General features: G+C 43.3%; 14 protein-coding genes. 8 read left to right on the top strand and 6 right to left on the bottom strand.

The window, feature by feature from the left end:
- The 3 genes from F3741_11870 to F3741_11860 form a co-directional block, all read right to left on the bottom strand.
- Positions 1-345, bottom strand: a 345-nt coding sequence (locus F3741_11870; GenBank protein MZG31477.1) for a hypothetical protein, incomplete at its 3' end; no start/stop codon positions are given.
- Positions 300-569 carry a response regulator gene (locus F3741_11865; GenBank protein MZG31476.1) on the bottom strand — a complete coding sequence of 90 codons (270 nt, stop codon included), beginning with the start codon at positions 567-569 and terminating at the stop codon, positions 300-302. The genes F3741_11865 and F3741_11870, both read right to left, overlap by 46 nt.
- A 158-nt stretch (positions 570-727) precedes the next feature.
- Positions 728-934: a hypothetical protein gene (locus F3741_11860; GenBank protein ID MZG31475.1), complete on the bottom strand. Its 207-nt coding sequence runs from the start codon at positions 932-934 to the stop codon at positions 728-730.
- Between the two features lie 344 nt (positions 935-1,278).
- On the opposite strand from F3741_11860, the gene F3741_11855 reads away from it, so the two are divergent.
- Positions 1,279-1,569: a hypothetical protein gene (locus F3741_11855; GenBank protein MZG31474.1), complete on the top strand. Its 291-nt coding sequence runs from the start codon at positions 1,279-1,281 to the stop codon at positions 1,567-1,569.
- A 241-nt stretch (positions 1,570-1,810) separates the two neighbouring features.
- Here the strand turns inward: F3741_11855 and F3741_11850 are convergent, their stop codons facing one another.
- Positions 1,811-3,316, bottom strand: coding sequence for a pentapeptide repeat-containing protein (locus tag F3741_11850; protein ID MZG31473.1), 1,506 nt, complete (start codon positions 3,314-3,316; stop codon positions 1,811-1,813).
- Between the two features lie 193 nt (positions 3,317-3,509).
- Between F3741_11850 and F3741_11845 the strand changes: the two genes are divergently transcribed.
- The 7 genes from F3741_11845 to F3741_11815 all read left to right on the top strand — a co-directional run bounded on the left by F3741_11845 (position 3,510) and on the right by F3741_11815 (position 12,216).
- A complete protein-coding gene (locus F3741_11845; GenBank protein ID MZG31472.1) occupies positions 3,510-5,387 on the top strand; it encodes a DUF393 domain-containing protein in 1,878 nt (625 codons plus the stop codon).
- A 226-nt stretch (positions 5,388-5,613) separates the two neighbouring features.
- Positions 5,614-7,206, top strand: coding sequence for a ferredoxin--nitrite reductase (locus F3741_11840; protein ID MZG31471.1), 1,593 nt, complete (start codon positions 5,614-5,616; stop codon positions 7,204-7,206).
- Positions 7,207-7,233: 27 nt separating this feature from the next.
- Positions 7,234-8,064 (top strand): formate/nitrite transporter family protein, encoded by an 831-nt coding sequence (locus F3741_11835; GenBank protein ID MZG31470.1) that lies wholly within the window; start codon positions 7,234-7,236, stop codon positions 8,062-8,064.
- Positions 8,065-8,163: 99 nt separating this feature from the next.
- Positions 8,164-9,681 (top strand): SDR family oxidoreductase, encoded by a 1,518-nt coding sequence (locus F3741_11830; protein ID MZG31469.1) that lies wholly within the window; start codon positions 8,164-8,166, stop codon positions 9,679-9,681.
- Between the two features lie 17 nt (positions 9,682-9,698).
- Positions 9,699-10,025 (top strand): NAD(P)-binding protein, encoded by a 327-nt coding sequence (locus tag F3741_11825; GenBank protein ID MZG31468.1) that lies wholly within the window; start codon positions 9,699-9,701, stop codon positions 10,023-10,025.
- A 23-nt stretch (positions 10,026-10,048) separates the two neighbouring features.
- Positions 10,049-10,984: a hypothetical protein gene (locus tag F3741_11820; GenBank protein ID MZG31467.1), complete on the top strand. Its 936-nt coding sequence runs from the start codon at positions 10,049-10,051 to the stop codon at positions 10,982-10,984.
- Between the two features lie 53 nt (positions 10,985-11,037).
- Positions 11,038-12,216 (top strand): VCBS repeat-containing protein, encoded by a 1,179-nt coding sequence (locus F3741_11815; GenBank protein ID MZG31466.1) that lies wholly within the window; start codon positions 11,038-11,040, stop codon positions 12,214-12,216.
- 177 nt (positions 12,217-12,393) lie between these two features.
- Here the strand turns inward: F3741_11815 and F3741_11810 are convergent, their stop codons facing one another.
- Positions 12,394-12,756, bottom strand: a complete 363-nt coding sequence (locus F3741_11810; GenBank protein MZG31465.1) for a helix-turn-helix transcriptional regulator — start codon at positions 12,754-12,756, stop codon at positions 12,394-12,396.
- Positions 12,757-13,069: 313 nt separating this feature from the next.
- On the bottom strand, positions 13,070-13,300 hold the full coding sequence (locus F3741_11805; protein MZG31464.1) for a hypothetical protein: 231 nt from the start codon (positions 13,298-13,300) through the stop codon (positions 13,070-13,072).
- Positions 13,301-13,412 lie beyond the last annotated feature (112 nt).

Genomic DNA, 13,412 nt, shown 5'->3' with positions numbered 1-13,412 from the left:
CGTTGGGGCTTTCCGGCACCGCTTCAGCCATATATTGCTCCAAAGCTTCAATGGTACTTCAGTAAATGCCTTAACAATTGGTGCTGGAACTTCAACGGGTGAGTCTTTCCATGATGAATCTGGAGTTGGGGCTGGTTTTGCAGGTTTATCTTCTTCGGACTCTTTTAAGTTGGCGCAGTTTAAAATACTGCAAATCATTTTCTCAAACTGATTCTGATTGAATGGTTTGCTTAAATAATCTGTAGAATTATACTCCTTGAGTTTTTTAAGGTAAGACTCCTGTTTGTCAGCACTAATAATCAAAAAAGGAATTTCTTTTTTAGCATCATCATTTTGTTCGCGAATTTCTTGAGAAAGTCTATTCCAGTAGAGTCTTTGAGGTGTATGCCTGAAGTGACCAGATCGAACTTTTCCAGTTCAAACATCATCAATGCCTGATTTCGATCATGGGCAACAAAAATAGTTTCTTTTTCGAAACCTGTCTTGGTAAGAAAATTTTTTATGATCTTGGTGATAATGGGTGTGTTATCAACGACCAATGCCTTTTTGCTTTGAAAAGAGCAGTTCATAAAGCAATTGTAGTCGAATATGAATCAAAGATCACCCATTATTTGCACTTCTAGTGTTACAATTGTGCCAAATTTATGTTATATGGAAAAGTGGTCTGAGGAAGGTTTGGACTGATTTTTCTTAATAGTGGAAAACCAGCAAGCATTGGTAAAGAGGTTTAATCTAAATCATCTTCATCCAGAAGGTTTTCGGCAATTCCGCGCTCAATAATTTCATCGGCGATATCACCAAATCCACCATTATTATAGTCATTTACATTTTGTTCGTCGAAATCATCAAAGTAGACAGAGTTATCATTTTCACACCACTCCCTTATGGTATGGCTAAATCGTAAAACCTTTTGAACAGCTTCGAGCTTTTCCATTCTAAAATTCCTGGAAATTAGGATGATCTTAAAGATACATTAGTTTAAGACAAGCAGGATTTTTTTTAAATTGGGGATTGTATGCGTCTGGATAGGATATGTTTTTGGGGTTTCCAACCCATCCCTCAGCCGAAGCACCTCTTTTAGGCTGAGGGGGCGGGCTCTAAACCTTAAATACCCATTATAGTTAAAAGGGATAATTTTCATGATTATGCACCTGATTTGTCGATACCTCTTTTAGATGCAAATTATTTCAGGAAGTATTAAATATTTAGGCAGGATTTAAAAAATATCTGGAAAAGCTTAGCGGTAAGACCGTCGTGCAGTATTTTTAATAGGGGCAAGTGTCAGATTTTACTTTCCCATTTTTTGCTGAAACCGAACAGATAGAGGAGGCTCCACTTCCGACAGACCATTTTCACTGGTTATGCCGGACCGCCCAGACATGGACTTCTGTACCTGTTGCCAAGGCTCCACGCCTTGCTGCTTTCCGGTTTGTGTGCGGGAAGAATTGTGGAATGCCCTTCCAGCCTATTATCAAGGTTCTTCCATCTACCCGATACCATTCTACTTCGGGTACATCATCCAGAAACTTAACACCCTCAATGAAAGCATTTTCTATAGCATTTGCCTAGGCAATGTTTATTGATAGAAAGAACAATATACTGTTTAACAGGGTGGGCTTGATCATGGTGTTTAAAAATTAATTTACATTGATACTTTTTATGGAACCTTTTGTGTAGAAATAAACGATTTTTGATCAGGAGTCAAAGTTAATTTCATCAAAAATTACTACAAAGTTTGACGAAATTTTAAATTTGTTTCTCAGCGTGGGTTTGGCGATCTGGAGCTTATTGGTTTAATGATGAAAATGAATCATGTTGTGGGTTTATATCCTATTGCCCCTTGAAACTGGGTATTTGTTGTATCGGCATAGTCCATGTTGGCTTCTGTCAGATCAGCGTCATTAAACAGGCTTTCACTCATTTTAGAGCCTGTTAGGTTTGCCGCATTTAATTTAGCTTTTGAAAAATCAGCATGCTCCAAATCGGTCCTTCGTAAATCCACCTGTTTTAAGTTTGCGCTTTGTAAACAGGAGTTTTTAAGTTTTGCTCCAGCTATATCCGCCCCTTCCAGGTTGGCTTTTTTCAGATTGGCTTTTTGCATGTTGGCCCCAATCAGGAATGAGTTTTTCAAATTAGCATTTTCAAGGATGGCTTCTGTCAAATTAGCCCGGCTCAGATCTGCCCCTTCCAGGTTGGCTTCGTTTAATTCTGCTCCTGTTAAGTTGGCCCCACTCAAATCAGCATTGGTTAAATCGACTTGAGATAACTTTGCCTTTGTCATTCGCGATCCGCTTAACTGCGCTTCATTTATTTTAGCTTGGTTTAGCTTGATTCGATCTAAATTGGCCCCGTACAATTTGGTTCCAATCATATTGGCGCCGGTCAGGTCTGCAATATTCAAATCCGCTTCGGATAAGTCAGAGTCTTTAAGGTCTGTTCTTCTTAGAATAGCGCCGTTTAATTTCACCCGGCTCAAGTCTGCGCTATGGAAGCTGGCATCTGTCAGGTCTGCGCCAGTGATATCTGCCCGGACAAGGTTAGCGTTGGCAAAGTTGCCACCTGCCAGTTTTGCTCCTTTTATCAGGGCTCGGTTGAGGTTCGCGGTTTTAAAGTTTGCCTCAAAAAAAACTCCCATGTTTAATCGGGAATCAGTTAAATCAACCCCTTCAAATACAGCACCGTTAAACCTTGCCCGGCTCATATCGCTTTCAATAATTTTAGCGTCTTTCAGATTAGAGCGTGAGAAGTCTGAGTTGCTGAAGTCTGTTTCGTTGAGATTGCAATTGACCAACTTGGTTTCCATAGCCTTGGATTTTCTGAAATTGGCCTTCTCAAGGTTGGAATTACTGAAGTCCGTTCCCAGGAGCTTGGAACCTTGAAGGTTTGTTGACTCCATATTGGTGTGGGTCATTATCCCTCCAAGGCAGCTAATATTTTCCATATCGGAATCGCTGAGGTCAGCCTGATCCAGGTTTACTTCGTCCATGATTGATTCAGCAAGAATTGAATCAGAGAGATTGGTCTTTGTAAGGTTTGTCTTTCTCAGACTGATGCCGTGAAAATTGATCCCTGAGAGGTCGAGCTCAGATAAGTCCTTGCCTTCAAAAATATTTTCCAGTCCGGGTTCTTCATCATGAGCTTCTTCTTCGATGACTTCCCCATCTTCTTCAACCGCTTCTTCTTTATCGCCTTCTTCCTCCTCATTTTCTTCTTCGGGTTCATCATCAATGAATTCGTCTTCTTCTTCTCGAGACTCTAAAAACTCTGCATATTCTTGCAGCTTTTCTTCTATTTCTTCACGTGTAAAATCTGCCATTGAATTCTTCCTGAAATGACCAAATAGACTAAATAACTTCCCGATTCGTTGGGTGAAATAGAGAAACTATCTCAGCTTGGCTCGGAACGCAAGCCAGAACCGCTTATTTGCGAAAATTCTTACAGATTAATTAAGGCTCACTGGCCTTATGAGCAGTTTTTTTGAAGAAAAGTAGCCTGGTATCAAGGGTATAATGATTGGAAAGTCCAAAACTTCAAAAAATATAATGGATTTTAAGCAATTTCTTATGGAAAAAATACCCCCGGAAAAAGCTAAACCAGTTTTGATTTATGATGATGATTGCGGATTTTGCCGTTTATGGATAGCACGGTGGAGCCCTCTTACTCAAGGTGGCGTTGACTATCAGGCTTCTCAAGATGTGGGTGGAGATTATCCACAAATCTCTCCTGAGCAATTTGACTCCTCGGTTTATTTCGTTGCTACGGATGGAAGTTTTTATTCTGGGGCTCTGGCCGTGTTCAAAACCCTGGCTTATGCGCCTAACGGGAAATTGTTTCTCTGGGCCTATGAAAGTCTACCGGGGTTTGCACCGGTTTCCGAATGGGGTTACAGAAATGTAGCAGAGAATCGTAAAATTTTCAGTGCGATCACCCGCTGGGTTTGGGGGGATAACACTCAAACTCCAACCTGGTTTCTGACCCGGCGGGTGTTTATTTTTCTCTTGGGATTAGTTTATTTATTTGCGTTTGGTTCTTTATTGACTCAGATAGAAGGGTTGGTGGGACAAAACGGGATCCTGCCTGTCGAGGGATTTCTAAAGGATGCGGAGTCGTATTGGGGTACGCAACGCTTCTGGCAAATTCCCACTTTGTTCTGGATTAATGCCGGGGATGACTTTTTGCTTGCCGGATGCTTGTTGGGAGCATTTGCGGGTTTGCTGGTCATGTTCAACCGTTTGGTGAGCTGGGCATTATTAGCTGCGTGGGTCTTGTATCTTTCCTTGCTGCACGTTACTCAGCCGTTCATGGCTTATCAGTGGGATACTCTTCTTCTTGAAACAGGTTTCCTGGCTATTTTTCTGGTTTCCTGGCGCAAGGACCAGCATGGTTCTGAGAATCCTCCATCCTTGTTTATTCTATTTTTGTTTCGTTTTCTCTTATTTCGTGTGGTTTTTTCCTCAGGGCTGGTCAAAATCCTTAGCCAGGATCCTAGTTGGAGTAGTTTGACAGCACTCTACTACCATTATGAAACCCAGCCTCTTCCCACTTGGATAGGTTGGTATGCGCATCAATTGCCACATGAATTCCAGCGTTTTTCTGTGGCCTGTGTTTTTATCATTCAACTTGGTGCGGTATTTCTGATCTTTGGTCCTCGGCGAATTCGATATTTAAGTTGTGCCGCACTGGCTTTTCTTGACTCATTGATTATCCTGACCGGGAATTTCGGTTTCTTCAATATACTGACCATTGCCCTATGCCTGCTTTTGCTTGATGACTCAGTGCTTTCAAAATGGCTCCCTGTTAAAATTGAGAAATATAAATCACCGGTTTCTGTTTTTAAAAAAAGCTCTATATTAAAGGCCGCAGTGCTGGGAGTTTGTGTCATGCTTTATTTGGTTCCCTTGCTTGGTAACCGCTATCCATCTTTTTATGTTTCCATATATAAAGTAATAAGTCCCTTTCACATATTCAATTCGTATGGATTGTTCGCTGTTATGACCACTTCAAGGCCGGAGATAATTGTTCTGGGAAGTAATGACCGGGAGAACTGGTATCCCTATGAATTCAAATGGATGCCGGATGACTTGAAAAGAAAACCGGAGTTTGTTGCACCACATCTACCTCGCCTGGACTGGCAAATGTGGTTCGCTGCACTCAGTAATTATGAAAGGAACCCCTGGATGATCCAGTTTATGATGCGTCTATTAGAAGGTTCCTCTGAAGTGATTGACTTGTTGAAAAAAAATCCTTTTCCTGATAAGCCACCAAAATACTTGCAGGCGGTGGTCTACGATTACCATTTTACGGACTTTGAAACCCGTGAGCGCGAAGGCACCTGGTGGACCCGAAAACTTCTACGCCCTTATACCCCCATTCTTCAATTGCCGTAATAAAAAGCATTTTGCCGGATCTGAAAATGATCCAGAATCGGGCAGTGATTATTAATTTTGATATATTATGAGGCAGAATATTTTCCTTGATCTCTCTCATCTAATCTTCTAATCCCTTATCTACAAAAGCGGTAACGATCATTTTCGCCTTGTGGCACGTTACTTGTAATCTCTAGAGTATCCCTTTAAAGGGGAGATGTTTGTCTTTTTTTATCTTTGGAGAATTATGAACAAAATAGAATTACTAAAAGCTGAAAAAGATGGTTTGAAAATAAAAAGTGATATTTATCGTTTTGCAAAAGAAGGTTGGGAGTCCATCTGTGAAGAAGACATTCAACGTCTTAAATGGTATGGACTGTTTTTGCGCAATCCCACACCGGGCTTTTTCATGTTGCGAGTCAGGATTTCTAATGGATTTTCTTTTTCCCATCAGGTCCGGGCCCTTTCGCATATAGCGGAAGTATACGGAAATGGATTGATAGATATCACTACACGACAGCAGGTGCAGTTGAGGCATTTGAAAATAGAAAATATTCCACAGGTTTTTGAACAACTTGAAGAAGTGGGGCTGACATCATCGCAGACCGGTATGGACAATGTCCGTAATATTATGGGCTGTCCGGTGGCCGGATTGAACCCAAAGGAAAGGGTTGATGGCTTTTCACTGGTCAAAGCTTTGAATGAGCATATTCTGGGTAATCCTGAGTTTTCCAATTTACCTAGAAAATTCAATATTACATTGAGTGGTTGTCCGGATGACTGTGTCCATGCGGAAACACAAGACCTTGCCCTGGTGCCGGCCATTGAAGAAAAGGGAGGCAATTCGGTTTATGGTTTCAATGTTCTGGTGGGTGGAAAACTGGGATCAGGAGGATACCGGATTGCTACTCCCCTGGATGTTTTCCTGAGTCCGGAAGAGGTGGTCGAGGTCTGTTCGGCTTTAATCCTCTTGTACCGTGACCATGGCAGCCGGGATGTTAGAAGTAAAAACCGCCTTGCCTTCCTGATAGAAGATTGGGGAGAAGAAAAATTTCGTTCGGCACTGGAGGAGAGAGTGGGAAGACCGCTGACACCTGCAGGTGTGGATTTAAGAGGAAGCGAAAAATCGGAACATATAGGAGCCTACCGGCAGAAGCAGGCATTGATGAACTATGTAGGGTTAAAAATTCCTGTGGGTCGAATTCAGGCTGACAAATTGAAAGGGCTTGCCCGGCTCGCAGAAAAATATGGAAATGGGGAAATACGATTTTCTCATTCCAATTCTCTTGTTATCCCCAATATTCCAGATAAGAAACTGGGGGATATGCTTGAGGAGGCTTTGGTTAAAGAGTTCACCTACCACCCTTCAGGTGTCCTTAGAGGACTGGTGAGTTGTGTGGGAAGTGATTATTGCAATCTTGCAGCTATTGAAACCAAGTCAATGGCATTGAAAGTTGCTTCGCAACTGGAAGGCAGGCTGCCTGAGACCGCGCCGATCAATATGCACTGGTCTGGATGCCCGGCTGGATGCGGAAATCATCTGGTGGCTGATATCGGGTTGCTCGGAAAAAAAATGCGCCGTGGAAGTGAAGTGATTGAAGCGGTCGATATTTATATGGGGGGACGAACGGGAATCGACCCCAAGCTATCTGTAAAAGTTATGGAAGATGTTCCCTGTGACCAGTTGGCAGATGTTCTTGAGTTTGTGGTTCCCTATCACACTCGTCAAAAAATGCATCCAATCAATGGTAAGAAATACGCAAGAAGACGAGACTATTCTTTACCTGGGAAAAGGAAAGTAGAAACAAATGTTTTAAAAGAATCAAAAATCACTCTCTAAGCCTTGACTGAAAGAAAGGAGGCCGAAATGTTTGAAAATGATGTTGGAAAGCTGGCCTGCACTGCGGAAAAAAAGATTAAGGCAATGAATGGTTTTCCCCTGGGATACCTGGCAATGTCTGCTCTTGCCGGGGCATACCTGGGTTTCGGAATTGTTTTGATATTTTCTGTGGGTGGCCCCTTGGCAGGAACACAATTTGCCCCCTTTATGAAACTGATTATGGGCGCGAGCTTTGGGGTGGCATTGAGCCTGGTAATCTTTTCCGGATCGGAACTCTTTACTGGCAATAATATGGTTTTTGCCGTTGGAAAATTAAAAAACCGGGTTGAGTTAAACGCCCTGATCAAATTATTTGCATTGTGTTTTGTCGGTAACCTGTTCGGTTCTGTGTTTTTTGCCTGGCTGGTGGTTCAGGGAGGAAGTCTTTCCGCTGAAGCTCAGGCTCTGGTTGTTAAAGTAGCTGGGGCGAAAATGTCTTTGAGTGCGAGCGAAGCTTTTTTCCGGGGGATTTTATGTAACTGGCTGGTTTGTCTGGCGGTTTGGATTGCGAACCGAAACGGGGATGAGACAGCAAAACTGATAATGATTTTCTGGTGCTTATTTGCCTTTATTGGTAGTGGTTATGAACATAGCATTGCTAATCAGTCGTTGATGAGTTTAGCCTTGTTAATTCCACATGGACCGGAAGTCTCAATGACGGGTTTCATTCACAACCAGGTTTTTGTGACCCTGGGTAATATGGTGGGTGGCGGAATCATGGTGGGAATGGCTTATGCTTTTGTCTCTTCAGGAATAGCTGCTAAAAGCAGGGAAATCCAATTACAGAACTTAAAACCGGTTGAACAGAAAGAAGGTTGATGGAAGTTCTTTAATTGTCCGGTTTGTACTGCTGATGCCAACCTGATCCTTTGCAAAGTGAGTGGTTGCGGTTTCTGAGGTTTGGGATATATTTCATGTATGGACCCTGAAAAAGTCAACTACCACTATTGCGATGACCTCACTACAAGCCCATGGCCTGAGGGGACCCGCGTTCTGGTTACGGGTGCCGCTGGGTATGTGGCACGCAGGTTGATTCCCGAATTGGTGTCGAGAGGTTATATTGTTCGTTGTATGTACAGGAACAATAGTTGCCCGCCACTGTTGACGCATCCACGTGTTGAACATGTTTATGCGGACTGTTTAAGCATGGAAGAACTGCTTCCTGCCTTGGAGGGTGTTGATTATGCCTATTACCTGATTCACAGCATGAGGCTGAAGAAAGAAGAGTTTATAGCCAAAGACCAGGTGGCTGCGAAAAACTTTCGTGAATCAGCCGAGCATCATGGTGTGAAACGGATCATTTATCTCGGTGGTCTGGGAGAAAAAAATGACCGCATGTCCCAGCATCTTCAGAGCAGAAGAGAGGTGGGAAACATATTGTCGCAAGGGAAAGTTCCGGTCATAAGAGTGCGTGCGGCCATAATACTTGGAACCGGGAGCGCGTCTTATGAGTTGATGAAATCTCTTACCTTGAACAACCGTATCATTCCTTTCCTGACTGAGTTCAACTCCAAGTGCCAGCCCGTAGCGATTCGGGATGTCATCAAGTACCTTGTGGGTTTCATGGAAACCCCTGGTCTGAGCACACGTGTTTTCCAGATAGGTGGCAAGGATGTGCTGACCTATAAGGAAATGATCTTACGCTTTGCTAAAATTCTGAATCGCCGTATTCATTTCATTGATGTTTCGTGGGTTCCTATTCCTATTGACTGGATGTGCCGACTTTACGCTTACTGGTTGCATTGTTTTATTTCCATACCTGTTAATATTACCTACCTGTTGCTGAACAGTCTTAAAACAGATGTCGTTTGTGTGGATAACGATGTTTCTTCAATTCTCCCGTTTGAACCATTGGACTTTGTGACGGCTGTAGAATGGGCCCAGGAAAAAGAACAGCGTTCGATGGTATTTTCACATTGGAGTGATGTGCCCCCTGAAAATATGAGCGATCTGTTGCCCTTGTGTGAATTTGAATCTTCCGAGTTTATCATTGAAGAGCATGAGATAGATATTACTGCGGCTCCCGAAAAGGTGTTTCCTGTTATTTGCCAGATAGGGGGGAAGCATGGCTGGAACCATGCAAATATCCTTTGGGAAATTCGCGGATTGATTGACAGATTTCTGGGTGGAGTTGGGTTGCATAGGGGACGCAGAGACCCTCACAACCTGAGAGTTGGAGACTCGGTTGATTTCTGGCGGGTGGAAAAACTGGAACCCAACCGCGAACTGCTATTGAGGGCGGAAATGATAACCCCCGGGCTATCCTGGCTTCAGTTCCAGCTGGGTCAGGAGGAAAACGGTGGAACCCGTTTGACGTTGAGAGCGCATTTTATTCCAAAACCTTTTTGGGGAAACCTCTATTGGGTGGCTTTGTCAAACTTCCATTCTTATATATTCAAAGGCATGCTGGAGTTTTTCAAGGAAAAGAGTTCGTGAAAGTTTTGTGAGGTCTCATGCAAATTAACGATGGGGATACGGTTTGTATTGTTGGTGGCGGCCCTGGTGGGTCAGCCTGTGCCATGACCCTCTTGAAGGAAGCCAGGCGTTTAGACAAAAAAATTAATGTTGTAATACTTGAGCATAAAAACTTTTCCGGTCTCCGTCATCATAACCAGTGTATCGGTGTTCTCTCACCTCCTTTTGAAGATATTCTTAAAAAAGAATTGGATATTGTTTTACCTGAAAGCCTGATTCTCAATGATATTGAAGGCTATCGCTTGCATTCAGATTTGTTGAGCCTGGACCTGACCGGAGAAGAGGTGGCAGGTCGGTTTCTGTAGCGCGCTCCAGATTTGATGCATTCATGCTTGAAGAAGTTCGGAAAGCAGGTGCCCAGGTTATCCATAATCGTATGACAGCGGTTGAGGTAAACTCAGACGGTGTGCTTGTTTATAGTGATGGGGAAAACATAAAATGTGCGGTTGTGGTTGGGGCTTTTGGGTTGGATGATGGCACTTGTAGAATCTTTGAGCAAGGAACTCCATACTGTCAGCCTGACTTTCTGAATACTGTGATCACGCGACTTTATCCAGGGGATGAATTCATGCAAAGCATGGGTTTTACCATTCAGGCTTTTCTGCTTTCCTACCCCGGCCTGGAGTTTGGAGCCATCACTCCCAAGGGAGACCATATTTCGATCAATATTGCCGGCAGGAATGTTTCTTCAAAGGTTATGATGGACTTTCTGCGTTCGGCTCCGGTGCAACGCTTTCTTCCCCCGCATCAACGTCGTGAAAAGCCGCTTAATTACTTCAAGGGGAGGTTTCCCATTGCTCCAGCCAGAAATTTATATGGCTACCGGTATGTGATGATAGGGGACTCGGCGGGACTGATGCGTCCTTTCAAGGGTAAGGGAATAAACACGGCCATCCATACAGGGGTTTATGCCGCAAGCTCCATCATGATGCATGGGCTTTCTAAAGATGCGTTTGCTGAAAACTATTATCGGGATTGCAGCCAACTGACTCAGGATATTCCCTATGGAAAGGCTGTGCGGATTTTTACCAATATGGCAACAAGCCTCAAATTTATGGATCATATGATCGCGGTGGCGGCAGAAAGGCCGGACTTTATGAAAGCCATGTTCAGCAGTGTTTCCGGTCATGACCCTTATAAGAAAATAATTGCGGAGACCACCAGCTTGTCTCTTGTGTTTACTTTTACGAAAAGGATTTTAGCCCACTTTCTATTGCGCCAGAAGGCGTGCCTCCCTTTAAAAAAAGAAGGTTTGGCTTTGTAACGTTGTTTCCACAGAACACCTGTGATACGCTTCTTATTATCATACGGAGATTCATGAATAGATATTGCTCAGTTATAGCGTTCCTGATGGTTTTTATCCTCATGGGATGTCCCCCACCTCCCAAGGCCGGAAAAAAAATGCCTCGCATTTTTGCTTTGTCCTATACCATGGGTACGGGAAAAGAACCTTCTTATCTCATTACCGATGATTTTAACCGCGATAATATCCCGGATCTGGTCGTGGCGAATAGCGGAGACCACTCTTTTTCATTTTACAAGGGACTGGGTGATGGGACTTTCAAGGACCAGCTTGTTTTTCAGACAGGTCGAGACCCCATTTGCCTTGTTTCGGGAGATTTTAATGAAGACGGATACAAGGATGTAATAGCACTTAATTATGCCGACCAGACCATCCAGGTATATTTAAATACACGGTTGGGAAGTTTTCAGAAAACATCCCAACTTCTCAAGCCGGGGAAAATTCCTATCAACATGGCAACCGGTGACTTTAATTCTGATGGAAAACTTGACCTGATTGTCACCCTCCGATTCTCAAACGTGGCTGTTTTGCTGGGTAATGGTAATGGATTTTTTTCCGAGCCTTATAGTATGAATGTTAAAGGACAACCCACTGCTGTAGTGATTGGTGATTATAACAAGGATAAAAAGACGGATGTCGCAATTGCTCTTGCAGGAAACGGTAGAACTGGGGTTCAGGTTCTGTGGGGAAAAGGAGATGGACAGTTTAAACCTTCAAAAGTCTTTAAAGGTGGTAAACAACCTCTCTCACTTGCCAGCCTGGATGTGAATAATGATGGAATGATAGAATTTGTAACTTCTAGTAACTCTTTGCATGCCTTGACCACCCTTGTTAATAATGGTGATGAAACTTTCTCTTCTTTGAGAGATTTTGCATCGGGCAACTTCCCTAAATTTGTTGTGGCCGCCGATTTTACCGGAGATGGTTTTGAGGATATAGCCGTCTCCAATTCTACAGATGATCAAATCACCGTCTCGCTTGGGCGTGGTGATGGGACCTTTACCTATCCCCCCATATATCATCATGTTGATGAATACCCTCAGGGTATGGCGGTCGCAGACTTTAATGGGGATGGGTTGCTTGACATTGCTGTTTCCTGCAGAGATAAGAACCTCATCGACATCCTCAGCAAGAAAAACATGATCAACCCCAAACCTGACCTGCCACAACCAAAAGAGCCCGGGACGTCTTGACCAATCGGTGGATTTAGTTTGGTCACCCTGAGGCTCTCGAAGGGTCATGCCCCGCAGGGCCAGCTACTAGGCGTAGTGCCAGCGTGCAATGGCTTTTGTTGGCTGGAAAGTATCTTTCTCGGCTGAAAATTAATTGATATTTGCCTCCCCTTAACCTGAAGGTCGACAGGCGGTTTCCTAAGACTCCACAATGTGGAGCAGTTCATTTAAATTCGTTTCCAGTTCCCGGTTCACCGCGATTCCTTTTTTAAGGTTGTCGATCAGGGTTTTTATCTGTTCCACTTTTATATTGTGTCCAACATTACGCTGGCCGGTGAGCAGCCAGTAGACGTCCAGCTCTTCCAACTCCATGAGTTGGATGATCGTTTGAGCTGACGGAAGACTCTTCCCGTTTTCAATTTCAGACAACGAACCCGGCGAAAGGTTAATCGTTGCCGCAAACAGGGACGCGTTCATTCCCCTTTGTTTCCGCCAGAACCGCAACCGTTGACCGGGGTTTTTCAGTTCCCCTTCCTCCGTGATTTTCATTTCTTCCTCCATTGCCGTTAGACAAAAAAAAGCCAGAGCGGTGGCACGATCCTAAGGATTCGCCCCGGGCCTCACGGACTCCGGGCCACTCTGACCCATAGAGTCAGAAATAAAAAAAGCCCCATTATAATACAAGGCCGGGGCAATGCCCCCTGTGCTTCGTCATTTTCAGATTATCTCTGTACCGATTTTTTGTCACTAGGGGATTGGATGATTTTCAGGGGATGGTTTGGTGAGCGGTAAGACAGGTGTGGTGGGTGTATTATTGAACTGTTCAACCTAAGTTTCCGGGAATAAGAGGTCGTTCAATTTTGATATAATCATATCAAAGAGGCTTCATATCATATTTTTGATCATCAAAATTATATTTTAAATGCTTAGGGGACTCGCCTTGATTCAAAGGTGTAAGCTTAAAAACTTTTTTTCTTGATTCAGTATCAAATTTTTTATTTCTTACATTCTTAGCAACTTCTTCCACAAAAGAATTAATTTTCTTGTTTATATGTTTTAATGCTACTTCTGTAATTTCTTTAAAACCCTCAATTGCGTCTTTCAAAGACTGTTTGTTAACAAAAAGTTCTAAAATATCAACTTCTAACTAGACATCGGGTTTAAATTTATTACCCGCAAAAATAATACAGGGAATGCGTTTTTCTAAATCTAGTGAT

It is taken from the genome of Nitrospinota bacterium, assembly GCA_009873635.1.
In the GTDB taxonomy this organism is placed as follows: domain Bacteria; phylum Nitrospinota; class Nitrospinia; order Nitrospinales; family VA-1; genus LS-NOB.
This window is presented reverse-complemented; position numbering and strand designations above follow the sequence as displayed.